The organism is Bradyrhizobium genosp. SA-4 str. CB756 (genome assembly GCF_000473125.1).
In the GTDB taxonomy this organism is placed as follows: Bacteria; Pseudomonadota; Alphaproteobacteria; order Rhizobiales; family Xanthobacteraceae; genus Bradyrhizobium; species Bradyrhizobium arachidis.
This window is the reverse complement of record NZ_KI421499.1, coordinates 7,475,308-7,497,318: the sequence shown is the minus strand read 5'-3', so window position 1 is coordinate 7,497,318 and position 22,011 is coordinate 7,475,308. Positions and strand designations below refer to the sequence as shown.

The window sequence follows — 22,011 nt, the reverse complement described above, 5'->3', positions numbered from 1 at the left end:
CCAAAAAACAAAGCTAAGGCGCGATCGAGATCGCGCCTTAGCTCGGTCTCGAAGGGGCAACGGGCAACAGCACCTCGAACAGCGTCTTGCTGGCGACCGGGTGGGCGCCCTCCAGCGACAGCAGCCGCCGCTTGGAGATCACCCCGCCGTAAGGCGAGATCCGGTCGGTGTAATTGCCGGCCTCCAGCACCCGGTGGCAAGGCACGATCAGCATGTAGGGATTTTTCGCGATCGCCTGCGCCACCGAATGCGCGGCGCCGGAGGCGCCCAGCGCCTTGGCGATCTCGTGGTAGGTGCGCGTCTCTCCGCGCGGGATCGTGCAGGTGTATTCATAGACCCGCCGGTTGAAGCCGGGCACGCCGCCGGCGTCCAGGCCGACCTCGGAGAAATCGGGATCGCCGCCTTGCAGCAGGCCCACGATCCCCTCGATCGCCAGCTCGGCGTTCTCGGATGGGCGCTGCTCGCGCGCTTCGGGATGGACTTGGAAAATCCGACGGCGGGTGTCGATCTCCCGCGCCTCGGGCAATTGCACGGCAACGACGCCGGTGCTGCTCCAGATGATGCCGCAGCGCCCGATCGCCGTGTCGAATATCGCGTAAGCACGCCCCACCATGCGCACGCCCCACTCAGTGCACGTCTCTCCCCAGACAGGCGATCATAACACCGCCACAATCGCGCGCACCTGGAATCTTGCCAAAACCTTAAGAAGCGTCCGGCCGAGTGCGCCAAATCGCTTGGCGGCGCGCGCCGTCTCGGCTAATCAGGTCGGGCGTGAGCAACGCATCCGCGGGCGTAGTTCAATGGTAGAACGGCAGCTTCCCAAGCTGCATACGAGGGTTCGATTCCCTTCGCCCGCTCCAAGCTTTAGTTCGGTAAGCTCTGCAGGAATTCGACAAGCGCCGCGTTCACCTCCGTCGGCCGTTCCTGCTGCGTCCAGTGTCCGCAGCCTGGCAGCATCCTGATCTCGCGCAGCTGCGGCACCCATTGCTTCATGTTGGCGAGGTGCTCGGCGGCGCCGGGGAAGGCGATGACCATGTCGTGGTCGCCGGCGACGTAGAGCGCGGGCACGACCACCTTCACGCCCTCGAAGGCGCCCACCAGCTCCCAGTTGCGATCGATGTTGCGGTAGTAGTTGAGCGGTCCGCGAAACCCGCTGCGGGCGAATTCGGCGGCGTAATAATCGAGATCGGCGGCGCTGAGCCACGACGGCAGCGGCACCTGCACCTTCGGCAACATGCCGTCCTTGCGTGAGACCATGCCGACGCCAGCGGTCCGCCCCTGACGCTCGGCATTGGCGCGGATCGCTGCCACTCCTTCGCCGGAACCGCCGAAGAGCATGGCGCCGAGCGTGGCACGTGGGTCGCGTTCGAACTCGGCTTCGGCGACTCCAGGCTCCTGGAAGTACAGCTGATAGAACTGCGCGTCCGCCGTCTGTGGCATGACGCTGGTCGGCCGCACCTCGCTGCGCGGCCGATAGGGCACGCTGAGAATGGCGGCGGCGCGGAAGCGATCGGGCCGCAGGCGCGCGGTGTGCCAGGCAATCGTTGCGCCCCAATCGTGGCCGACGATGACGGCATGCTTTGCCGCGAAGGCATCGAGCACGCCGACGAGATCGCCGACCATATGGAGGATCGTGTACTGGTCGATCGCTTCGGGCCGATCGCTCTTGCCGTAACCGCGCATGTCGGGCGCAACTGCATGGTAGCCGGCCGCCGCCAACGCCTCGAGCTGGTGGCGCCAGGAGTACCAGCCTTCCGGAAAGCCGTGGCACAGCAACACCATGGGCCCCTCGCCCTGCTCGGCGACGTTGAGGCTGATGCCATTGGCCTTGATCGTCCGCTGCGTCGGCTCGCCCATGTCGTCGCCTCCCGGGTCCATCGTGGTGGGGCGCATCCTAGTCGGCCCTACAGGCCCCGCAAAGATTCTAATATATTAGCTCTCGCCCCCCGGCACGCGCGCCTCGCCAGCCTTAAGCTTCTCCCCGCCCGATGGGCGCGGTCCTCCTGCCGGGCAAAGTTCGGATGAAGACCAGGACCTGCAAAGAGATGGACCAGCAGAAACTCGACCGTGCAATCGGTCGTCGCTTGAAGACGTTGAGGACGCAAGGCGGCATGACGTTGAACGAGCTGGCAGTGCGCTCCGGCGTCAGCCGGGCCATGATCGGGCGGGTGGAGCGGGCGCAGAGCAGTGCGACGGCCGCGCTGCTCAACAAGCTCTGCGCCGCGCTCGACGTCACCCTCAGCGATGTCGTCGCGCTCGCGGAGAAGCCGCCGGAGCGGCTGATGCGCCTGGCCGACCAGCCGCATTGGCGCGATCCCGACAGCGGTTACCGGCGGCGTCATGCCTCGCCGCCGGATGCGGCCAGCGGCATCGAGATCATTGTCGTCGACCTGCCGGCCGGCGCGCGTGTGTCCTACAGCCCGTGGGGCCGCAACGCCTTCACCCAGCAACTCCTGATGCTGGAAGGGGCGGTCTGCGTGCATATCGACGCCAAGTCGGTGCGCCTGCGCGACGGCGACTGTCTCGACTTCGACGTGATGCGTGCGGTGACCTTCGAGAACGAAACCAAACAGGATGCCCGCTACGTCATCATCACGCGGCGCGGCACGTCTTACGGGAAAATGTGATGCCCCTGATCGTGCGGGACGCCACGCTGGAGGATGCTGCGGACATCCTCGCCATCTACAATTATGCCGCGCTCAACACCACGGCGGTCTGGACCGACGGCCCGGCTGATCTGGCGTCGCGGCGCGCGTGGATTTTCGCGCGGCAGGAGGCCGGCTATCCCGTGCTGGTCGCGATGAAGGGCAGGGAAGTCGTCGGCTTCGCCTCGTTCGGTGATTTCCGCCCGTTTCCCGGCTACCGCCACACCGTGGAGAATTCGGTCTATGTCAGCGAGCGACATCATCGGCTTGGCGTGGGCCGCAGCCTGATGGCGACGCTGATCGAACGCGCCACGGCGTTGAACAAGCATGCGATGGTGGCCGGCATCGATGGCGCCAACGCCGCCTCGATCGCCTTGCATGCCTCGCTCGGCTTCGCAGAGGTTGCCCGCATGCCTGAGGTCGGCTGCAAGTTCGGCCGCTGGCTCGATCTCGTCTTCATGCAGAAGCAGCTCGCAAGCGGCGTGCGGCCGTGACGATGCAGATCCGCACCGGCGACACCTTCGATCCGCGCGTCATTGCGCTGCTCGATCATCACGTCACGGCGGCCCGGGCGCAGACCGCGCCAGGCAGTGCCCATGCGCTCGATCTGGCCGGCCTTCGTGCGAGCGACGTCGCGTTCTGGACCGGCTGGGACGGCGAGACGCTGGTCGCCACCGGGGCGCTGAAGACGCTTTCCGCCGACCATGGCGAGGTGAAGTCGATGCATACGCTTAAGACCACGCGGCGGCGCGGCTTTGGCGGCCAGATGCTCCGCCACATCATCGCGGAGGCCCGCGTGCGCCGTCTGGAACGGCTCAGCCTCGAGACCGGCTCGTGGGATTATTTCAAGCCCGCGCACGCGCTCTACCAGGCGCACGGCTTTGTGCTTTGCGGCCCGTTCGAGGGCTATGTCGAAGATTCCAACAGCCTGTTCCTGACGCTGGATCTGACCGGCGGCTAGCCCGGCCCGGACGCAACCGGGGCACGAAAATATTTCATCGCCCCTCAAAATGAGTTGCGCACCTCAAAACGCCTCTGCTAGCCTTCAGCCATGGCTGAAGACGCTCTCACTGCCACTGCGCTGACGCTGAAGGACATCGCCCGTCAGGCGGGCGTGAGCCTCGCGACCGTGGACCGAGTGCTGCACAACCGGCCCGGCGTGCGGCCGGACACGGTCCGGCGCGTCAGGGAGGCGATCGAGCGCAATTCCTTCCAGCCGCATGTGGCGGCCGCCGAGCTCGCCCGCGGCCGCGCGCGCCGCTTCGCCTTCGTGATGCCGTCGGGGCCGAACCCGTTCATGCAGCAGATCGAGGCCTATCTCGGCGAGATGTCGGCCTGGCTCTCGGCCCGCCGCCTCAATGTCGAGATGGTCGCGACCGACGTGTTCGACCCCTCCGTGCTGGCAGCCTCGCTGGAGGCGCTGTCGGACGATTATGACGGCGTCGCCGTGGTGGCGCTGAATCATCCCGGTGTCCGCGCCGCGATCGACGATCTCGTCGAGGCCGGCACCAAGGTCGTCACCCTGGTCTCGGACGTGCCGTCCTCGCGCCGCCACCATTATGTCGGCATCGACAATATCGCCGCGGGCCGCACCGCCGGCGCATTGGTCGGGCGGCTGGCCGGCGGGCGCTCCGGCAAGGTCGCGATCGTCGCGGGCTCGCAGGGTCTGCGCGATCACGCCGAGCGCATTTTCGGCTTCAACCAGGTCATGGCCTCGGAATTCCCTGACCTCAGCGTGCTGCCAGTGCTGGAAGGGCGCGACGAGGACGACCGTTCCGAGCAGCTGCTGGCGCGGCTGTTGGGCAGGCATGCTGACATAGTCGGGCTTTATAACGTCGGCGCGGGCACACAGGGCGTTGCCAAGGCGTTGAACGACAAGACGTTGAGCGAGGCCGGCCGCGACAAGGTCGTGTTTGTCGGGCACGACGTCACCGCGCTGACGCGCCGGCTGCTGCTCCAGGGCGTGATGGATGCCGCGATCTCGCAGAATCCGGGACATGAGGCGCGTGCCGCGGTGCGCGTGCTGCTCGCGCTCGCGCGCGGCGAGCCGATCCTGCGCGAACAGGAGAAGATCAGGATCGACATCGTGATGCGGGACAATCTGCCTTAGCGGCAGCGGACTTTGAACGACACATGGCGGACAAGGCGACTTCAAGATCGCTCACCGGTGACAGGCAAAAGGGAGGATGGCGTGTATCTCGGACTGGACATCGGCACGTCCGGTGTGAAGGCGGTGCTCGTGAATGCAGCCGGCGCGGTTATCGCGACGGCGACGCGCGAGCTTGCGCTGTCGCATCCGGCGCCGCTGTGGTCCGAGCAGGACCCCGATGCCTGGGTCGATGCGGCGATCGGCGCGGTCGATGATCTCGCGCGCCATCATCCGCGCGAGGTCGCGCGGGTCGCCGGCATCGGGCTATCGGGGCAGATGCATGGCGCGACGTTGCTCGGCGAGGATGGACGGCCGCTGCGCCCGGCGATTCTCTGGAACGACGGCCGTTCGCAGGCCGAATGCGTGGCGCTGGAGCGGCGCTGTCCGTCACTGCACATGATCGCCGGCAATCCGGCGATGCCCGGTTTCACCGCGCCAAAGCTGCTCTGGGTCGCGCGGCATGAGCCGAAGATCTTCGCGCGCGTCGCAAAGGTGCTGCTGCCAAAGGCCTATGTGCGCTATCGGCTGACCGGTGAGATGGTCGAGGACATGTCGGATGCGGCCGGCACGCTATGGCTCGATGTCGGCGAGCGCCGCTGGTCAGCCCTGCTGCTGCATGCGACAGGCCTCGATCTTCACCACATGCCGCGCCTCGCCGAGGGCAGCGAGGTCAGCGCGACGCTCGCGCCGGAACACGCGCGGCGTTGGGGCATGGCGAAGGACGTCGTGGTGGCCGGCGGGGCCGGCGACAACGCGGCGAGCGCGATCGGGCTTGGCGCGATCGCGCCGGGCGATGCCTTCCTGTCGCTCGGCACATCGGGCGTCGTCTTCCGTGTCACCGATCGCTTCGCGCCGGCGCCGGCTTCGGCCGTGCACGCCTTCTGCCACGCGCTGCCCGGCCTCTGGCACCAGATGGGCGTGATGTTATCCGCCGCGGCCTCGCTTGCCTGGCTCGCCGGCGTGATGGAGACGCCGGCCGCAGCGCTCTTGGCGCCGCTCGGCGAGCGCGTCGACGGGCCGAGCCCGATCAAATTCCTGCCCTATCTCGACGGCGAGCGCACGCCGCACAACGACGCCGCCGCGAGCGGCGCCTTCGTCGGCCTGCGGGCGGCGACCGGGCGCGGCCAGATCGTGCAGGCCGTGCTCGAAGGCGTCGCCTTCGCCGCGCGCGACAATCTGGCGGCGCTCAGCTCGGCCAGCGGGCCGATCACTGAACTCGATCTGGTCGGCGGCGGCTCGCGCTCGCCGCTGTGGGCGCAGATCTGCGCCGACGTGCTCGGCATTCCCGTCCATCGCGTTGAAGAGGGCGAGGTGGGTGCCGCGCTCGGTGCCGCACGGCTCGGACGGCTCGCCGCCACCGGTGAGCAGCCGGCTGATGTCTGCACCCGCCCGAGGCGGCTTGCGAGTTTCGCACCCCGTCCATCCGTGACCGCCGCCTATGACGAGGCCTATCGCCGCTGGCGCGCGCTTTATCCCGCATTGAAGGAGACGATTTAAGTGAACGCGCCAGCCAGATTCTTCGATGCCAGCACGCCCGTTACCTTTGCGGGCAAGGATGCGGCGAACACACATGCCTTCCGCTGGTACGACAAGGACCGCATCGTGCATGGGCGCAGGCTCGAGGATCATTTGCGCTTTGCGGTCTGCTATTGGCATTCGCTGTGCTGGCCCGGCGGCGATCCCTTCGGCAGCGAAACGTTCCTGCGGCCGTGGCATCACGGCAGCGACGCAATGGCCCAGGCCCGCGCCAAGGCCGATGTCGCCTTCGAGCTGTTCCGCCTGCTCGACGTCCCGTTCTTCACCTTCCACGACGTCGATGCCGCGCCGGAAGGCGCTTCGCTCCGCGAGTCCGTCGCCAACCTCAACGCGATCGCCGATCTGTTCGAGGAAAAGATGGCCTCGGCAAAAGTCCGCCTGCTCTGGGGCACCGCCAATTTGTTCACGCATCGCCGCTACATGGCGGGCGCGGCGACCAATCCGGACCCCGATATCTTCACCTATGCCGCAGGCCAGGTCCGCGCCGCACTGGAGGTGACGCATCGGCTCGGCGGCCAGAACTATGTGCTGTGGGGCGGGCGCGAGGGCTACGAGACGCTGCTCAACACCGATCTCAAGCGCGAGCTCGACCAGCTCGGCCGCTTCGTCTCGCTGGTGGTCGAGCACAAGCACAAGATCGGTTTCAAGGGGCCGATCCTGATCGAGCCGAAGCCGAAGGAGCCGACCAAGCATCAGTACGATTTTGACGTTGCCACCTGCTGCGGCTTCCTCGAACGCTACGACCTCCTCAACGACGTCAAGCTCAACATCGAGCAGAACCACGCGATCCTCGCCGGCCACTCCTTCCATCACGAGGTCGCGCTCGCCGAGGCGCTCGGCGTGTTCGGCTCGCTCGACATCAACCGCGGCGACGATCTGCTCGGCTGGGACACCGACCAGTTCGCGATGAACGTTCCCGAATTGGCGCTGGTGTTCCACGAGATCCTGAACCGCGGCGGCTTCACCTCGGGCGGGCTTAATTTCGACGCCAAGATCCGCCGGCAGTCGATCGATCCTGACGATCTGATCCATGCCCATGTCGGCTCGATGGATGCCTGCGCGCGCGCCTTCCTTGCCGCCGCCGACATGCTCGATGGCGGTGTGCTCACGACGCCGATCGCGACGCGCTACGACGGATGGGCCGGCCCAGAAGGTCGCGCCATTCTCGGCGGTCAGCGCTCGCTCACCGATCTCGCTGACCGCGCGATGAGCTCCGGCTTCGACCCGCAGCCGTGCTCGGGCCGGCAGGAATATCTGGAATCCCTGGTCAACCGCTACGTCTGAGGAACGCCGCTGATGACAAAGGCTGACGCGACGACACCGATCCTCGAGCTCTCCGGCATCGGCAAGGAGTTCGGCGCGATCCGCGCGCTGCACGATGTCGACATGCAGGTCTTTCCGGGCGAGGTGGTCGGCCTGATGGGCGACAACGGCGCGGGCAAGTCGACGCTGGTCAAGATCATCGCCGGCAATTTCCGCCCCACTCATGGCGAGATGCGCTTTGCCGGCAGTGCGGTGCATTTCAACCGGCCCGTCGATGCCCGCGCGGTCGGTATCGAGGTCGTCTATCAGGACCTCGCGCTCGCAGACAATTTGTCCGCAGCCGCCAACGTGTTTCTCGGCCGCGAGTTGAAGCGCAAGTTTGGACCCATCGCCCTGCTCGACCACAAGGCGATGGCCGCGCGCGCGCTGGACTTGTTCGGCGAGCTGCGCTCGGAGACGCGCCCCGACGACCTCGTCAAGCAGATGTCCGGCGGCCAGCGTCAGGCCGTCGCGATCGCGCGGACGCGGCTGTCCAATGCGCGGCTGGTCATGATGGACGAGCCGACCGCCGCGATCTCGGTGCGGCAGGTCGAGCAGGTGCTCGGCCTGATCCACCGCCTGAAGGAGCAGGGCGTTGCCGTGATGCTGATCTCGCACCGCATGCCCGACGTGTTCGCCGTGTGCGACCGCGTCATCGTCATGCGCCGCGGCGAGAAGCGGGCCGACAAGCCGATCCACGAGACCTCGCCGGAGGAAGTCACCGCCCTCATCACCGGCGCGAAGGAGGCGGCGTGATGGCCATGCCCATGGAATCCCCGATCACCTTCTCCAACGTCGGCAAGATCAGATGGTGGCAGCGCGGCATCTTCGCCTCGCAGACCGGCTACGTGCTGCTGGCGCTCGCGGTGTTGCTGGTGATCATGCATTTCGCCAGCCCGTACTTCTTCACCGAAGGCAACATGCAGAACGTGGCGAAGAACTTTTCCTTCATCGCCATCGCCACCCTCGGCGTCACCTTCGTCATCATCACCGGCGGCATCGATCTCTCGGTGGGATCGATGATGTGTTTTTCCGCCATGATCACCTCGATGGTGATGACCGAGCTGTCGGCGCCGGGATCACCGCTGGTGCACATGGCGGCCGATGGCAAGACCGTGCTGGCCAACGTGCCCGGCCTGATCCTGCTGGTGTCGATCCTCGCCGGCCTTGGCGTCGCGCTGATCGCCGGGCTCGTCAACGGCTTCTGCATCGCCGTGCTCGGCCTGTCGCCTTTCGTCACCACGCTCGGCATGCTCTCGATCGTGCGCGGGCTCGGCTATGTCGTCTCCAACGGTCGCGGCAGCTTCCCGGGCGGGCCTGACGCCGATTATTTCTACGCGCTGACCTCCGGCGACGTGCTCGGCGTGCCCGTGCCGTTCATCTATCTCGTGATCCTCGCGCTGGCGATGGCGGTGGTGCTGCACCACAGCGCGTTCGGCCGCCACGTTTTCGCGCTCGGCGGCAACGAGAAGGCGGCGGAACTGACCGGCATCCCGGTGGTACGGGTGAAGATCGAAGTCTACGTGATCTGCGCGCTCGCCGCGGGCCTCCAGGGCATCATCATCTCCGGCTGGCTCGGATCCGCGCCCGCCAACATGGCGACCTCCTATGAGCTCAACGTGATCGCGGCCGCCGTGATCGGCGGTGCCAACCTCGCCGGCGGCATCGGCGGCCCGCTCGGGGCCATCGTCGGCTGCGTGCTGCTCGAGGTGATCCGCAACGGCCTCGTGCTGGCGCAGGTCTCCTCCTACTGGCAGCAGACGCTGGTGGGCGTGATCATCATCCTGGCCGTGCTGGTCGACCGCATCCGCTCGCGGATGACCTGACGTGACGTCGTCCCGGGAAGGCAATGAAAACGCCGCCTGTCCGCTTCCCGGGCGCTTTCGAGAGGATGGGCACCAAACAAGGGTGGAGGAGACAATGAGGAAACTTCTTCTTGCCGGCATCGCCGTTGCGATGATGGCGACGCCGGCGTTCGCCGCGAACTATCGCTTCGTCATCGTGCCCAAGGCGATGAACAATCCGTTCTTCGACTTCGCGCGCGACGGCTGCCTGAAGCGCGCCAAGGAGCTCGGCAACATCGAATGCATCTACAAGGGGCCGGTCGAGCACGAGCCGGCAACGCAGGCGCAGATCATCCAGGACTTCGTCACCCAGAAGGTCGACGGCCTCGCCATCTCGGTCGCCGACGTCGCGGCCATGACCAAGTCGATCGAGGCGGCAACCGCAGCCGGCATCCCCGTCATCACCTTCGATGCCGATGCGCCCGGCTCGAAGCGCATCGCCTATATCGGCACCAACAACAAGGAGTTCGGCGTCGCGCTCGGCAAGCAGCTCCTGAAGATGCGGCCCGATGGCGGCAAATACGCGATGGTCTCGGGCGGTCCTGGCGCCAAGAACCTCGCCGAGCGCGTCGACGGCGTGCGCGAGGCGCTGAAGGGCTCGAAATGGACCGAGGTCGCGGGCTCTCCGACCTTCTGCAACGACGATCCTGCGCTGGCGGTCCAGCAGATGACGGACATGCGCACCGCAACGCCTGACCTCGCCGCGATCGTTCCGATCGGCGGCTGGCCGATGTTCGCCCCCGAGGGCTTCAAGGCCTTCGCCTCCAGGAACAAGAAGGACATCGACAGCGGCAAGTTCACGCTCGTCGTCGCCGACACGCTGAGGATGCAGCTCGAGCTGCTGCGCGATGGTTACGCCAATGCCCTGGTCGGCCAGCGTCCGTTCGAGATGGGCGAGAAGGCGATGGACACGCTGCTCGCCATCAAGAAGGGCGAGAAGGTGCCAGAGATCGTCTACACCGGCCTCGATCTCGTCACCAAGGACAACGTCGCGCAGATGCTGAAGTAGGAGCGCCGCCAGCCCCGTGCTCCTGCGTGCTCCCCCGCTTGCGGTTTCCGCAGGCGGGGGAGATGATCTTTGGACGGCCAGAAGAAAATCGGAAGAATTGGAATGAAACGCTCGCGGCTCGGCCCTCTCGATATCACCTCAATCGGCCTCGGCTCCGCCCCGCTCGGCGGATTGTTCAGTCCCGTCAGCGATGCCGATGCGGAGGCGACGGTCGCGCGCGCCTGGTCGGCCGGTATCCGCTTCTACGACACCGCGCCGCTCTACGGTTTTGGCCTGGCCGAGCGCCGGCTCGGCGGGTTCCTGCGGCAGCAGAAGCGCGACTCCTATGCCATCTCGACCAAGGTCGGCCGTCTGCTGCGCGCTCCCGATGGCGGCGCCGCCGAGGACGAGCACTACAAGGGCACGCCGATCGAGCGGCCGGTGTTCGATTTCAGTTATGACGGGGTGATGCGCTCGGTGGACGAGAGTCTTGCTCGCCTCGGGCTCGACCGTATCGACGTCCTGCTCGTGCACGATCCCGATGATCACTACGACGCCGCCGTCGCCGGTGCCTTCCGTGCGCTCCAGCGCCTGCGCGACGACGGCACGGTCAAAGCGATCGGCGCCGGCATGAACCAGTCGGAAATGCTGGTTCGCTTTGCGCAAGCCGTGCCGGTCGATTGCTTCCTGCTCGCCGGCCGCTACACCCTGCTCGACCAGGGCGCGCTGGATGCGCTGTTTCCGCTCTGTCAGGCGAAGAACATCGGCATTTTGCTTGGCGGCATCTACAACAGCGGCATTCTGGCCAATCCGCATGCGGGTGCGAAGTTCAACTATCAGGACGCCGATGCGACGCTGGTCTCACGGGCAGTCGAGCTCGATGAACTCTGCCGCAAGCACGGCACCGAGCTGAAGGCCGCCGCGCTTCAGTTCTGCATGACCCATCCGGCCGTGACGGTGGCCGTGATGGGCGCACGCAACGCGGCCGAGGTTGCCGATAACATCGCGATGTCGGAGAAGGTCGTGCCGCAGGCCTTCTGGCAGGAGCTGCGCGCGCGAAACCTCGTCGACGCAAGGGCGCCGCTGCCGGGCGGAGCGTGAGCCATGATCATCGACGCTCACCAGCATTTCTGGGATCCCGCGCGCGCCGACTATCCCTGGATGGATGCGCCCGAGCTCGCGCCGATCCGCCGTGCTTTCGGTCCCGCCGATCTCGCGCCGTTATTGAAGGCGAACGGCATCGACGCGAGCATCGTGGTGCAGTGCCGCTCCGCGCTGGAGGAAACCGAAGAGTTCTTGCGTATTGCGCATGCGACGCCCTCGGTGATCGGCGTGGTCGGCTGGGCCGACCTGACGGATGTCATCCTCGGCGAGACGCTGGACCGGCTGCGTGCGGCGCCCGGCGGGAAGAAGCTCATCGGCATCCGCCACCAGGTCCACGATGAAGCCGATCCCGACTGGCTACTGCGCGAGGACGTCCAGCGCGGCCTCACCGCGGTGTTTGCCCGCGATCTCGCTTACGATTTCCTCGTCCGTACCCGCGAGTTGCCGGCCGCGATCGCAACCGCGCAGGCCTTCCCGCAGGCACGCTTCGTGCTCGACCACGCCGCCAAGCCTCCGATCGCCGATGGCGGCAACGACGAATGGGCCGATCGCATCAAAGCGTTGGCTGCCTGCGGTAATGTCTGGTGCAAGATCTCGGGCCTCGCGACCGAAGCTGCCTGGGACGATTGGGATACGGAGCGGCTGTTCCCGTTCGTCGCGCATGCCGCCACATGTTTCGGCGAGGACCGTTTGATCTTCGGCTCGGACTGGCCAGTGTGCCTGCTTGCGGGTAGCTACGGCGAGATCAAGGGCGCGCTGGAGGCGTGCCTCGCGAAGCTCGGGCCGAATGTGCGGGAGAAGGCGTTCGGGGCGAATGCGAAGGCGGCGTATCGGTTGGCCGTGGAATGATTTGGTGGGCGCAAAGCTCGCGCCCACCAAAGGTGTCGTCCCTGCGAAAGCAGGGACCCATAACCCCAGGGAGATATTGGCGAAGATCGGTCGTTCGTTACTCCTGCCTCTCGCAATCGAGAGATCACGCGGTATGGGTCCCGGCGTTCGCCGGGACGACGGCTGAGTTTGAGGTGGCACCCAGCCCCTCACGCGCCCGCGGGCACCTGATCCAGGAATCCCGTGACGCTCCTGATCCGCCCGTCCTTCAGTACGGCGAAGTCCGTGCCCTTGATCGGGCTGTCGACACCATCAGGGCCAAGACCCCACGAGAAGCGTAGATGGTCGCCATAGCCGTTGGGCTCGCCGATCAGCTTAAACCTGAAATCGGGAAAGCGCTGCTGCACGCCTGATATCAGCGCGTCGATGCCATCAGCGCCGTCGCCCTTCATCAGCGGATCGACATAGCTCGCATCCGCCGTCCAGGTCTCGCTCAGCAGCTCGCGCCGGCGGCTCGTCGTGCGCTCGTTCCAGAGATCGATATAGCAGTGGGCGATGGCGGTGTGGTCGGTCATGTTGCTCTCCTTCGATGGCGCCGTGAGGTTCGGCTGACCTGACTATCGAAGGATTGCGCGCGCCGATCGATTACCTCGGAGGTCATCGGCGCGCGCCAATTTGAAACGCGAAAATTACTTCGCCGCCGTCACCATGATCTCGACGGTGTATTGCGGAGCGGCCAGCTTGGCCTCGACCGTGGCGCGGGCCGGGGTGTTGCCGGGCGAGACCCAGGCGTCCCACACCGCGTTCATCTCGCCAAACGTCTTCATGTCGGTGATGTAGATCGTGGCCGAGAGCAGTTTTGACTTGTCGGTGCCGGCCTTGGCGAGATGGCCGTCGATGGTGGCCAGGATGTCCTGGGTCTGCTTCGTGACGCTTTCGCCGGCGGCCTTGGTGGCGACGACGCCGGCGAGATAGACGGTGTTGCCGTGCACGACGACCTGGCTCATGCGCGGACCGGTTTCGAAACGCTGAATGCTCATTAGGGATCTCCTGCTGGAATGGCGGCTCTGTCTAGCGCAGCGCCCTGCCGCGTGCCACCCCGGGCACGCATGCGTTGCCGGACACGCATGCGTTGCCTGCCAATGCATGCGTCGTTCACGGAAACTGACTGAAAAAAGTCCAGATCGTCTCGGCGCCATCGATGTCGCCGTTCTGCGGTCCGAGCAGCCCGGTCGCGACCCTCGGGAAGCGCGCATCCGGAGCGAAGCCGGGCATGCGGTGGCCGCCGCCCTTGACGCGATAGAGCACGACGTCGTGTCCCTTGGGACAGCGCGAGGTGATCCGCGTCACCGTGGACTGCTCTGCAGGCGCCTTGTCGGGCAAGTCTGTTACTTCGCCGTCATCGATCTCGCAGCCATTGAGCTTGCGCCAGAACGCGAGCGTCTCTTCGGTCGACCAGAACCCGTCTGCGGCAAAATAGCTCGATCCGCGTCCGCCTTCGTACGGCACCAGCGGGTCGGCGGTCCCGTTCATGAGCAGCATCGGCAGTGGCCGCGACGGATGACAGGTGACCGCGGTTTCCTCGGTGAGGTTCATGACCACACTCGCGGCCGCCGCAAACAGATCGGCGCGGGCGCAAGCGAGCGTCATCGCCATGGCGCCGCCATTGGAGATACCGGTGATATAGACGCGTTTCGGATCGGCGGTGCCGTTCGCCACGAGCTTCTCGACCAGCTTCGCGATGAAGGCGACGTCGTCGGTGCCGGGCGGCGGACCACGCAGCGCGGGTCCCGCCTTCGTTCGCGCATCGGCCCAGGCGTGGTTGAGCCCGTCAGGGAACGCCACGGCAAAACCTTCACGCTTTGCGACCTGCGGCCACGCTGTCCGCGCGACCATATCGGCGCCGCGCTGGGTCTTGCCGTGCAGCACGACCACGAGTGGGACACTGCGTTTGGCCGGCAGTTGCACGGTGTAGGACCGCATCACGCCGTTGACGTCGATGGTGTCGGCGGACGCAGCCGGGGCAGCGGCGAGACCCGCTACAAGCGCCCCGATCAACGTCCACCGCCGCATGATCTACCCCACCGCCTTCGCCGCTGCGCGGCCCGCATTGCGGCCGGAGAACAGGCAGCCACCGAGGAATGTGCCCTCCAGCGAGCGATAGCCGTGCACGCCGCCGCCGCCGAAGCCGGCGGCCTCGCCGACCGCATAGAGGCCGGGAATGACGCTGCCCTCCTGGCCGAACACGCGGGAGTCGAGATCGGTCTCGAAGCCGCCGAGCGTCTTGCGGGTGAGGATGTTGAGCTTGACCGCGATCAGCGGTCCCTGCGCGGGATCGAGGATGCGGTGCGGCGAGGCGGTGCGGATCAGCTTGTCGCCGATATAGCGCCGCGCATTGTGGATGTTCATCACCTGCGCATCCTTGACGTAAGGATTGGCAATCTCGCGGTCACGCGCCTCGATCTGCATCCTGATGTGCTCGAGCTTGAGAAGATCGCTGCCCGCGAGCTTGTTCATGGCGGCGACGAGATCGTCCAGCTTGTCCCGCACGATGAAGTCGACACCGTGGCTTTTGAACGCTTCCACCGGCGCCGGCGCGCCCTTGTTAGTGGCGCGGCGCAAGGTCATGCGCCAGCTCTTGCCGGTGAGGTCAGGGTTCTGTTCCGACCCCGACAGCGCGAATTCCTTCTTGATGATGCTCTGGGTCAGGACGAACCAGGAATAATCATAGCCGGTCGACATGATGTATTTCAGCTGGCCGAGCGTGTCGGAGCCGGGGAAGAGCGGCGCCGGCAATCGCGTGCCTGTGGCGTCGAACCACATCGAGGAGGGGCCGGGCAGGATGCGGATGCCGTGCCGCGGCCAGATCGGCGACCAGTTCTGGATGCCTTCGACATAATGCCACATGCGGTCGCGGTTGATCAGCCGCGCGCCCGATTTCTCGGTGATGCCAATCATTCGACCGTCGACGTGTTCGGGCACGCCGGAGATCATGAACTTCGGCGGCTCGCCCAGCCGCTGCGGCCAGTTCGCGCGCACCAGATCATGGTTGCCGCCGATGCCGCCGGACGCCACGATCACGGCCTGCGCTTTCAGCGAAAACTCGCCGACCACGTTGCGCGAGGAGCTCTTGCCGCGCTCGACATTGTCGGGCGCGAGGATCGAGCCGCTGACGCCGTCCACGGTGCCATTGGTGATGGAGAGCGCGTCGACACGATGGCGGAACTTGAAGCTGAGGCGGCCGCTCTTCGCCGCTTCGCGCGCGCGGCGCTCGAACGGTTCGACGATGCCTGGCCCGGTTCCCCAGGTGACATGGAACCGCGGCACCGAATTGCCGTGGCCCATCGCATCATAGCCGCCGCGTTCGGCCCAGCCGACCACGGGGAAGATGCGATGGCCCATCGCGCGCAGCCAGTCGCGCTTCTCGCCGGCCGCGAACGCCACATAGGCCTCTGCCCATTGGCGCGGCCAAAAATCCTCGTCGCGGTCGAAGCCGGCGGTGCCGAGCCAGTCCTGCATCGCGAGCTCGAAGGAGTCCTTGATGCCGAGCCGGCGCTGCTCCGGCGAATCGACCAGGAATAATCCCCCGAACGACCAGAACGCCTGGCCGCCGAGCGATTGCTCGCCTTCCTGGTCGACCACGATCACGCGCTTGCCCGCGTCCGCAATCTCGGTGGCGGCGACGAGCCCCGATAGTCCCGCGCCGACCACGATGACGTCCGTTTCCTCAGCCATGCTTTCCCCCCTCCATGAGTTCCCCCCTGTAATTGTCCGGATTGAAGCCAACGGTTGTAACTGAGATCAAGGGCGTGGCGCGTAAGACCTCGTTAACTGTTCCACTTTGGGATAGAGACCGGCCGGGGTGCAGCGCCGCCGCAACACTGGATTTGAATTTGTTTTGATCAAGCCGGCCTGCCTAGACAAAACCTTGGTTACGACGGACGCTAGCACTGCATCACCACCTGACACGCAGATTCGAATTCGACCGGGGCGGGGAAAATGAAGTTTCTGACGGGGTTGCTTGCGGCGGTTCTCTTGATCGTGGGCATGGGAGCTTCTCATGCGGTGGTCCGCATCGCGGATGACCGGGGCGGCCGGATTGGAACCTACGTCGACAGATACCAGGACCTCAGGCAATCGGGGGAGACGGTCATCATCGACGGCCTCTGCGCCTCGGCCTGCACCATCGTCCTCGGCGCCATCCCGCATGACCGTATCTGCGTAACCTCGAGCGCGACGCTCGGCTTCCACGCCGCCTGGGATTTCGGCAGCAACGGCCGCGCCGTCACCAATCCCGAAGCAACCCAGATGCTCTATGCGATGTATCCCTCGCAGGTGAAGCGCTGGATCAGCCAGCGCGGCGGCCTGACCCCGCACATGCTGTTCCTGAGGGGCAAGCAGCTCCAGGCCATGTACAAGCCCTGCTACATGGACGCCCAGGCTTCGGCGATCAAGCCGGCACGCCGGCCTCTCCCGCAACCGGAGCAGGTCGAGACCGCCCGGGGCCAGCTCCTTCACTGACACCACAGGCGTTTGGCTCGCCAGCTGCGTCTTACCTGCTTGGCGGCGCCTTGCCCGCAGGCGGGCTAAAGCCTATCTGAAAGCCTGGGAACCGGGCCTTCGCCCCCAACGTTGTCATGGCTCAACCGCTGCACCCGGGACATCCGTTACAGGACAATTCGTCCACTGCCGGCCGGGCGCCGACCGTGCTGCTTTTGGCAGGCGCTGGTGTCGGCGGGCTGATCGTGCTCGGCGCGCTGGCGCTCTGGTTCCACTATGGCAGCCAGGTGTTCTTCGAAATGATCAGGACCGGCTTTGCCGCCTGCTTCTGATCCGCGACAGGAAGTTTTCCGCTCATGAGCTCCACCGCCCGTCCGCTGGTGATCGCGACCGCCTTCGCCGCAAGCCTTGTCCTCGGGCTGCTGATCATGTTCTGGGCCATGGGCGGGGTCAGCAAGGTGGCGCAGCCGGCCGCAATCGGCGGCCCATTCCAGCTCACCGACCAGAACGGCAAGGCCGTCACCGACAAGAGCCTGAAGGGCAAGCCGACCCTGATTTTCTTCGGCTACACCCATTGCCCCGACGTCTGCCCGACCTCGCTGTTCGAGATGTCGGAAGTGCTGCGCGCGATGGGCAAGGATGCCGACAAGGTCAATGCCGTCTTCATCTCGGTCGATCCCGAGCGCGACACGCCGGCGACGATGAAGGACTATCTGTCGAGCTTCGATCCCCACCTCGAAGGGCTGTCCGGCGACCCCGCCGAGACCGCCAAGGTGATCACCTCCTACCGGGTCTACGCCAAGAAGGTCCCGACCAAGGACGGCGACTACACCATGGACCACACCGCGCTGATCTACCTGATGGACCGCGACGGCCGTTTCGTCTCGCCGTTCAACCTGAAACGGACCCCGGAAGAGGCCGCGGCCGATTTGAAGCGGTATCTTTAGTTTGGCGGGCCGATCGGGCCCCGGTCTCGGTTTAACCTCTCCCGCTTGCGGGAGAGATCGGCGCGTAGCGCCGGGTGAGGGCTCTCTCCTCTTGGGGGTCTCGCCCAGAGGAGACACCCTCTCCCCGACCCTCCTCCGCAAGCGGGGGAGGGAGCGCACCTGCATTCCGCGCTCGCGTTCCCGGCGGGATGGTCTATAAGGCCCTCCGATCCCAATGAAATTCATTACTTTCCCGCCGATGGCCCCGTCGCGACAGGCAAAACCGTCCAAAATCGTGCGCCGCGCCCTGCTTGGACTGGCCGCGGCCGTCAGCCTGCTCGCGGGCCTGTCCGGTGCGAACGCCCAGGCCCCGGCCAAGCAGCCTCCGGCGGCGCCCCAGGCCACGCCGCAGGTCGCGCCCCAGGCGGCCCCGCAGGCGGTGCCCGGCTTCTGGGACCCGCGGCGCCGGCCGGAGCGGCCGGACCTGTCGCGCCTGACCGTGATCCGCTTTCTGACCGAGACCGACTATCCGCCGTTCAACTACACCGGCGCCGACGGCAACCCGGCCGGCTTCAACGTCGATCTCGCCCGCGCGCTGTGCGAGGAGATCAAGGTCACCTGCACGGTGCAGATGCGCCGCTTCGAGACGCTGGTCGACGCGCTCTCCTCGAACCGCGGCGATGCCATCATCGCCTCCATGGCGGTGAGCCCGCAGCTGCGCGCCCGCGTCGACTTCACCGATCCCTATTACCGGGTGCCGGCGCGCTTCGCCTCGCGCAAGGACGCGGTGATGCCGGAGATCCGCCCCGAATATCTCGAGGGCAAGAAGGTCGGCGTCATCGCCGGCTCCGCGCATGAGGCGTATCTCAAGGCGATGTTCACCGACGCCGAGCTGCACGGCTATCCCAACGACGATGCGCTCCGCGCCGCACTTCGCAAGGGCGAGGTCGACTTCATCTTCGGCGATGCCATCTCGCTGGCGTTCTGGATTAACGGCACCGATTCCGGCGATTGCTGCGCCTTCTCCGGCGGCCCCTTCGTCGAGAGCCGCTTCTTCGGCGAGGGCATCGGCATCGCCGTCCGCAAGGGCAACGACGTGCTGCGCCAGGCCCTGAACTGGGCCCTGTTTCGCGTCTGGGAAAAAGGCCGCTACACCGATCTGTGGCTGCGGTATTTTTCGGTGAGCCCGTTTTAGCTTCTTCTTCGCCTCTCCCCGCGTGCGGGGAGAGGCCGGATTGCATCGAAGATGCAATCCGGGTGAGGGGGACTCTCCGCGAGTCCAACTCTCACCGTGATCGCGGAAGCAGCCCCTCACCCCAACCCTCTCCCCGTAAGAACGGGGAGAGGGAGTCACAGCGGCGACAGTCGCACCAACTTTTGCATTCTGCCCGGAAATCGCTATTTTCCGCGGCCCGGAGGCCCCTGATGTCCGTTATCGATCTTGCCGCGAACCCGAGCGACCTGCGTGCGCTCGCCGAACAATCCAACGCCTGGCCGTTCGAGCAGGCGAAGGCCATTGTCGCGCGGCTGAAGAAAAGCCCGAAGGACGAGGTGCTGTTCGAGACCGGCTACGGCCCGTCCGGCCTGCCGCATATCGGCACCTTCGGCGAGGTCGCGCGTACCTCGATGGTGCGCCATGCCTTCCGCGTGCTCACCGAGGACAAGATCAAGACGCGCCTGCTCGCCTTCTCGGACGACATGGACGGCCTGCGCAAGGTGCCCGACAACGTGCCGAACAAGGATCTGCTCGCGCAATATCTTGGACGCCCGCTCACGGCCGTGCCCGATCCCTTCTCGAACGAATATCCCTCGTTCGGCGCGGCGAATAACGCGCGCTTGCGCGCGTTTCTGGATCACTTCGGCTTCGACTACGAGTTCGCGAGCTCGACCGACTATTACAAGTCCGGCCGCTTCGACGCGACGCTGCTCAAGATGCTCGCCGCCTACGACAAGATCATGGCGATCATCCTGCCGACGCTCGGCCCCGATCGTCGCGCGACCTATTCGCCGTTCCTGCCGATCAGCAAGACCAGCGGCGTGGTGCTGCAGGTGCCGATGATCCGCCGCGATGTCGCAGCGGGCACGGTGACCTATGTCGATCCTGATACCAACCAGGAGGTCGAGACGCCCGTCACCGGCGGCAACGTCAAGTGCCAGTGGAAGGCCGACTGGGCGATGCGCTGGGTCGCGCTCGGTGTCGACTACGAGATGGCCGGCAAGGACCTGATCGACTCCGTGAAGCTCTCAGGCGCGATCGCGAAAGCACTCGGCGGCACGCCGCCCGAAGGCTTCAACTACGAGCTCTTCCTCGACGAGAAGGGTCAGAAGATCTCGAAGTCGAAGGGCAACGGCCTTACCATCGACGAATGGCTGCGCTACGCCTCGCCGGAATCGCTGTCGCTGTTCATGTATCGCGAGCCGAAGGCGGCCAAGCGGCTGTTCTTCGACGTCATCCCGCGTCAGGTCGACGACTATCAGCAATTCATCGACGGCTTTCCCAAGCAGGACGGCAAGCACCAGCTCGGCAATCCCGTGTGGCACATCCACAATGGCCATCCGCCGCAGGGTGACATGCCCGTCACGTTCCAGCTGCTGCTGACGCTGGTGTCGTCGTCGAATGCGGAGAATGCCGAGACGTTGTGGGGCTTCATCGGCCGCTATCGTCCCGGCGTGAGCCCCAAGACGCATCCCAAGCTCGACGCGATGGTCGGCTACGCCATCAACTATTATCGCGACTTCGTTGCGCCGACGAAGCAGTTCCGCGTGCCAACTGATACCGAGCGCGCCGCGCTGCAGGATCTGCGCGATGCGCTCTCGCAGCTGCCGCAGGACGCTTCCGCCGAGGACATCCAGAACGTCGTCTACGAGATCGGACGCCGCGAGCCGTTCCTCGACCAGGTCAAGAAGGGCAAGGATGGCCGTCCGGGCGTGACGCTCGACTGGTTCAACATGCTCTACCAGGTGCTGCTCGGCCAGGAGAAGGGCCCGCGCTTCGGCTCCTTCGTCGCGGTCTACGGCGTACAGAACGCGGTCAACATGATCGACGGCGCGCTGGCAAGGAGTGCGTGAGGCTTCATCGTCGTCCCCGCGAAAGCGGGGACCCATAACCACAGGGAGAAGTTAGGCGAAGATTCGTAATTGCGATTACGTTGGTACGAAGACCGCCGCTCTCCGACAGATCACGCGGTATGGGTCCCGGCGTTCGCCGGGACGACAGCATTCGTTAGAGCCTCCGCTCAGATTGATCTTAGCACGAAGCGCCGATTGTCCTTCTGCACGGGACGCGCGTTCATCGGATAGAGCTTTGCGAACGCGGCGACATCGGCAGCCTACACCTGGATCGGGTCGGCGAGCAGCAGCCATTCCACCACCTCCGAGCAGGGCGGCGTCATGGTGCGGTCACGACGCCATCACTGGCTCGCCCACACGATCCGCGCGATCCACGCCACATCGCTCGTCGCGAGTGTGCGCTCGCCCTGCGTCGCATCGAGCGGCCGCAAGTCCAGCGCCTTCGCCGTGCGGCGCGTCAGCGTTGCGACCGTCACCTCGCCCGCCCTCGTCTTCACCACCACGCGGTCACCCTTGCGGATCGGCGCGCCGGGCGAGATCAGGATGATGTCGCCGTCACGATACACAGGCGCAAGCGCATCGCCGGACATCTCCAGCGCGAAACTGTGGCCGTCTTCGGCATTGGGAAGCGCGGCCTCGGTCCAGCCTTTGCCGGATGGAAAGCCTGATTCATCGAAGGCGCCGCTCGCGCCGGCCAGCGCGAACCCGAGCAGCGGGACGACGCGGTCCTCGCTCGGCTCGTCGCCGATCAGCCGGGCGAAACTGTCGATCGAAGCACCCGTCGCCGCCAGCGCCTTCGCGATCGATTCGGTCGAGGGCCAGCGCTCACGGCCGTCGGAGGTGACGCGCTTGGATCTGTTGAATGTGGTGGGGTCGAGCCCGGCGCGTTTGGCAAGGCCGGACGGCGACAGGCCGGCACGCTCCGCCAGCCGATCCAGCGCGACCCAGATCTGGTCGTGAGTCAGTATCCTCTGCGCTTTGGCCTGTCTGACCATCGAAGGTCCAGCCCGTCGCAACTCAGGAAAACTGTCCGCAAATCAACCGGTTTTCCGCTTTTCGCGCAAGAGGCGGTGGCTAACTCTTGAGTTCGGCGGGGGCCGCCTTTACGGTCGCGCCGGGT

General features: G+C 65.9%; 23 protein-coding genes, 1 tRNA gene and 1 pseudogene. 17 read left to right on the top strand and 8 right to left on the bottom strand.

From position 1 onward, the window contains the following. Positions 1–37: 37 nt before the first annotated feature. Complete coding sequence (locus BRAGE_RS0136285; RefSeq protein ID WP_027564802.1) at positions 38–613, bottom strand: methylated-DNA--[protein]-cysteine S-methyltransferase; 576 nt, start codon at positions 611–613, stop codon at positions 38–40. Between the two features lie 173 nt (positions 614–786). Here BRAGE_RS0136285 and BRAGE_RS0136280 point away from each other — a divergent pair. Beyond that, positions 787–860: transfer RNA gene (locus BRAGE_RS0136280), tRNA-Gly, on the top strand. A 4-nt stretch (positions 861–864) separates the two neighbouring features. On the opposite strand, the gene BRAGE_RS0136275 is transcribed toward BRAGE_RS0136280, so the two are convergent. Next, positions 865–1,857, bottom strand: a complete 993-nt coding sequence (locus BRAGE_RS0136275) for an alpha/beta fold hydrolase (RefSeq protein WP_027564801.1) — start codon at positions 1,855–1,857, stop codon at positions 865–867. A 188-nt stretch (positions 1,858–2,045) separates the two neighbouring features. Here BRAGE_RS0136275 and BRAGE_RS0136270 point away from each other — a divergent pair, with 188 nt between their 5' ends. From BRAGE_RS0136270 to BRAGE_RS0136220, 11 genes are all read left to right on the top strand, one after another. Beyond that, positions 2,046–2,627: a helix-turn-helix domain-containing protein gene (locus BRAGE_RS0136270; RefSeq protein WP_027564800.1), complete on the top strand. Its 582-nt coding sequence runs from the start codon at positions 2,046–2,048 to the stop codon at positions 2,625–2,627. After that, on the top strand, positions 2,627–3,139 hold the full coding sequence (locus BRAGE_RS0136265; RefSeq protein WP_035730478.1) for a GNAT family N-acetyltransferase: 513 nt from the start codon (positions 2,627–2,629) through the stop codon (positions 3,137–3,139). Before BRAGE_RS0136270 ends, BRAGE_RS0136265 begins: the two co-directional genes overlap by 1 nt. 2 nt (positions 3,140–3,141) lie before the next feature. After that, complete coding sequence (locus tag BRAGE_RS0136260) at positions 3,142–3,606, top strand: GNAT family N-acetyltransferase (protein ID WP_027564798.1); 465 nt, start codon at positions 3,142–3,144, stop codon at positions 3,604–3,606. A gap of 90 nt (positions 3,607–3,696) precedes the next feature. Then, positions 3,697–4,755, top strand: coding sequence for a LacI family DNA-binding transcriptional regulator (locus tag BRAGE_RS0136255; RefSeq protein ID WP_027564797.1), 1,059 nt, complete (start codon positions 3,697–3,699; stop codon positions 4,753–4,755). An 81-nt stretch (positions 4,756–4,836) separates the two neighbouring features. Next, positions 4,837–6,291, top strand: coding sequence for a xylulokinase (xylB, locus tag BRAGE_RS0136250; protein ID WP_027564796.1), 1,455 nt, complete (start codon positions 4,837–4,839; stop codon positions 6,289–6,291). Beyond that, entirely contained in the window at positions 6,292–7,614 is a 1,323-nt protein-coding gene (gene xylA / locus BRAGE_RS0136245; RefSeq protein WP_027564795.1) for a xylose isomerase, read from the top strand. It abuts the gene before it with no gap. Positions 7,615–7,626: 12 nt separating this feature from the next. Then, the gene (locus BRAGE_RS0136240; protein ID WP_027564794.1) at positions 7,627–8,388 is read left to right on the top strand and encodes an ATP-binding cassette domain-containing protein; all 762 of its coding nucleotides are present in this window, start codon (positions 7,627–7,629) and stop codon (positions 8,386–8,388) included. Next, the gene (locus BRAGE_RS0136235; protein WP_027564793.1) at positions 8,388–9,458 is read left to right on the top strand and encodes an ABC transporter permease; all 1,071 of its coding nucleotides are present in this window, start codon (positions 8,388–8,390) and stop codon (positions 9,456–9,458) included. The genes BRAGE_RS0136240 and BRAGE_RS0136235 overlap by 1 nt, the downstream gene beginning before the upstream one ends. A 94-nt stretch (positions 9,459–9,552) precedes the next feature. Continuing rightward, positions 9,553–10,485: a sugar-binding protein gene (locus tag BRAGE_RS0136230; RefSeq protein WP_027564792.1), complete on the top strand. Its 933-nt coding sequence runs from the start codon at positions 9,553–9,555 to the stop codon at positions 10,483–10,485. A gap of 102 nt (positions 10,486–10,587) precedes the next feature. Beyond that, positions 10,588–11,565 carry an aldo/keto reductase gene (locus BRAGE_RS0136225; protein ID WP_027564791.1) on the top strand — a complete coding sequence of 326 codons (978 nt, stop codon included), beginning with the start codon at positions 10,588–10,590 and terminating at the stop codon, positions 11,563–11,565. Positions 11,566–11,568: 3 nt separating this feature from the next. After that, entirely contained in the window at positions 11,569–12,417 is an 849-nt protein-coding gene (locus BRAGE_RS0136220) for an amidohydrolase family protein (protein WP_027564790.1), read from the top strand. Positions 12,418–12,605: 188 nt separating this feature from the next. On the opposite strand, the gene BRAGE_RS0136215 is transcribed toward BRAGE_RS0136220, so the two are convergent. The 4 genes from BRAGE_RS0136215 to BRAGE_RS0136200 form a co-directional block, all read right to left on the bottom strand. Continuing rightward, the gene (locus BRAGE_RS0136215) at positions 12,606–12,971 is read right to left on the bottom strand and encodes a nuclear transport factor 2 family protein (protein WP_027564789.1); all 366 of its coding nucleotides are present in this window, start codon (positions 12,969–12,971) and stop codon (positions 12,606–12,608) included. A 114-nt stretch (positions 12,972–13,085) separates the two neighbouring features. After that, positions 13,086–13,436 (bottom strand): RidA family protein, encoded by a 351-nt coding sequence (locus tag BRAGE_RS0136210; protein ID WP_027564788.1) that lies wholly within the window; start codon positions 13,434–13,436, stop codon positions 13,086–13,088. A gap of 115 nt (positions 13,437–13,551) precedes the next feature. After that, the gene (locus BRAGE_RS0136205; protein WP_027564787.1) at positions 13,552–14,469 is read right to left on the bottom strand and encodes an alpha/beta hydrolase family esterase; all 918 of its coding nucleotides are present in this window, start codon (positions 14,467–14,469) and stop codon (positions 13,552–13,554) included. A gap of 3 nt (positions 14,470–14,472) precedes the next feature. After that, positions 14,473–16,131 carry an FAD-binding dehydrogenase gene (locus BRAGE_RS0136200; RefSeq protein ID WP_027564786.1) on the bottom strand — a complete coding sequence of 553 codons (1,659 nt, stop codon included), beginning with the start codon at positions 16,129–16,131 and terminating at the stop codon, positions 14,473–14,475. A gap of 264 nt (positions 16,132–16,395) precedes the next feature. On the opposite strand from BRAGE_RS0136200, the gene BRAGE_RS0136195 reads away from it, so the two are divergent. The 5 genes from BRAGE_RS0136195 to BRAGE_RS0136175 all read left to right on the top strand — a co-directional run bounded on the left by BRAGE_RS0136195 (position 16,396) and on the right by BRAGE_RS0136175 (position 20,891). Continuing rightward, entirely contained in the window at positions 16,396–16,917 is a 522-nt protein-coding gene (locus tag BRAGE_RS0136195; protein ID WP_027564785.1) for a hypothetical protein, read from the top strand. 116 nt (positions 16,918–17,033) lie between these two features. After that, the gene (locus BRAGE_RS0136190; protein ID WP_027564784.1) at positions 17,034–17,228 is read left to right on the top strand and encodes a hypothetical protein; all 195 of its coding nucleotides are present in this window, start codon (positions 17,034–17,036) and stop codon (positions 17,226–17,228) included. A gap of 24 nt (positions 17,229–17,252) precedes the next feature. Continuing rightward, positions 17,253–17,843: an SCO family protein gene (locus BRAGE_RS0136185; protein ID WP_027564783.1), complete on the top strand. Its 591-nt coding sequence runs from the start codon at positions 17,253–17,255 to the stop codon at positions 17,841–17,843. Between the two features lie 238 nt (positions 17,844–18,081). Next, the gene (locus BRAGE_RS0136180) at positions 18,082–19,017 is read left to right on the top strand and encodes a transporter substrate-binding domain-containing protein (RefSeq protein ID WP_027564782.1); all 936 of its coding nucleotides are present in this window, start codon (positions 18,082–18,084) and stop codon (positions 19,015–19,017) included. Between the two features lie 230 nt (positions 19,018–19,247). Further along, a complete protein-coding gene (locus BRAGE_RS0136175) occupies positions 19,248–20,891 on the top strand; it encodes a lysine--tRNA ligase (protein ID WP_027564781.1) in 1,644 nt (547 codons plus the stop codon). 167 nt (positions 20,892–21,058) lie between these two features. On the opposite strand, the pseudogene BRAGE_RS57335 reads toward BRAGE_RS0136175, so the two are convergent. Both BRAGE_RS57335 and BRAGE_RS0136170 read right to left on the bottom strand, forming a co-directional pair. Continuing rightward, positions 21,059–21,211: pseudogene (locus tag BRAGE_RS57335) on the bottom strand (carbonic anhydrase family protein); the annotation flags it as partial. Between the two features lie 21 nt (positions 21,212–21,232). Next, positions 21,233–21,886, bottom strand: coding sequence for a S24 family peptidase (locus BRAGE_RS0136170; RefSeq protein ID WP_027564780.1), 654 nt, complete (start codon positions 21,884–21,886; stop codon positions 21,233–21,235). Positions 21,887–22,011 lie beyond the last annotated feature (125 nt).

Excerpts from the sequence above, each read along its gene's own strand:
- BRAGE_RS0136220 (WP_027564790.1), top strand. The coding sequence starts at position 11,569 with ATGATCATCGACGCTCACCAGCATTTCTGGGATCCCGCGCGCGCCGAC.
- BRAGE_RS0136185 (WP_027564783.1), top strand. The coding sequence starts at position 17,253 with ATGAGCTCCACCGCCCGTCCGCTGGTGATCGCGACCGCCTTCGCCGCA.
- BRAGE_RS0136180 (WP_027564782.1), top strand. The coding sequence starts at position 18,082 with ATGGCCCCGTCGCGACAGGCAAAACCGTCCAAAATCGTGCGCCGCGCC.
- BRAGE_RS0136275 (WP_027564801.1), bottom strand. The coding sequence starts at position 1,857 with ATGGGCGAGCCGACGCAGCGGACGATCAAGGCCAATGGCATCAGCCTC.
- BRAGE_RS0136190 (WP_027564784.1), top strand. The coding sequence starts at position 17,034 with ATGGCTCAACCGCTGCACCCGGGACATCCGTTACAGGACAATTCGTCC.
- BRAGE_RS0136270 (WP_027564800.1), top strand. The coding sequence starts at position 2,046 with ATGGACCAGCAGAAACTCGACCGTGCAATCGGTCGTCGCTTGAAGACG.
- BRAGE_RS0136195 (WP_027564785.1), top strand. The coding sequence starts at position 16,396 with ATGAAGTTTCTGACGGGGTTGCTTGCGGCGGTTCTCTTGATCGTGGGC.
- BRAGE_RS0136240 (WP_027564794.1), top strand. The coding sequence starts at position 7,627 with ATGACAAAGGCTGACGCGACGACACCGATCCTCGAGCTCTCCGGCATC.
- BRAGE_RS0136200 (WP_027564786.1), bottom strand. The coding sequence starts at position 16,131 with ATGGCTGAGGAAACGGACGTCATCGTGGTCGGCGCGGGACTATCGGGG.
- BRAGE_RS0136210 (WP_027564788.1), bottom strand. The coding sequence starts at position 13,436 with ATGAGCATTCAGCGTTTCGAAACCGGTCCGCGCATGAGCCAGGTCGTC.
- BRAGE_RS0136215 (WP_027564789.1), bottom strand. The coding sequence starts at position 12,971 with ATGACCGACCACACCGCCATCGCCCACTGCTATATCGATCTCTGGAAC.
- BRAGE_RS0136225 (WP_027564791.1), top strand. The coding sequence starts at position 10,588 with ATGAAACGCTCGCGGCTCGGCCCTCTCGATATCACCTCAATCGGCCTC.
- BRAGE_RS0136255 (WP_027564797.1), top strand. The coding sequence starts at position 3,697 with ATGGCTGAAGACGCTCTCACTGCCACTGCGCTGACGCTGAAGGACATC.
- BRAGE_RS0136205 (WP_027564787.1), bottom strand. The coding sequence starts at position 14,469 with ATGCGGCGGTGGACGTTGATCGGGGCGCTTGTAGCGGGTCTCGCCGCT.
- BRAGE_RS0136285 (WP_027564802.1), bottom strand. The coding sequence starts at position 613 with ATGGTGGGGCGTGCTTACGCGATATTCGACACGGCGATCGGGCGCTGC.
- BRAGE_RS0136235 (WP_027564793.1), top strand. The coding sequence starts at position 8,388 with ATGGCCATGCCCATGGAATCCCCGATCACCTTCTCCAACGTCGGCAAG.
- BRAGE_RS0136170 (WP_027564780.1), bottom strand. The coding sequence starts at position 21,886 with ATGGTCAGACAGGCCAAAGCGCAGAGGATACTGACTCACGACCAGATC.
- BRAGE_RS0136175 (WP_027564781.1), top strand. The coding sequence starts at position 19,248 with ATGTCCGTTATCGATCTTGCCGCGAACCCGAGCGACCTGCGTGCGCTC.
- BRAGE_RS0136260 (WP_027564798.1), top strand. The coding sequence starts at position 3,142 with ATGCAGATCCGCACCGGCGACACCTTCGATCCGCGCGTCATTGCGCTG.
- BRAGE_RS0136265 (WP_035730478.1), top strand. The coding sequence starts at position 2,627 with ATGCCCCTGATCGTGCGGGACGCCACGCTGGAGGATGCTGCGGACATC.
- BRAGE_RS0136230 (WP_027564792.1), top strand. The coding sequence starts at position 9,553 with ATGAGGAAACTTCTTCTTGCCGGCATCGCCGTTGCGATGATGGCGACG.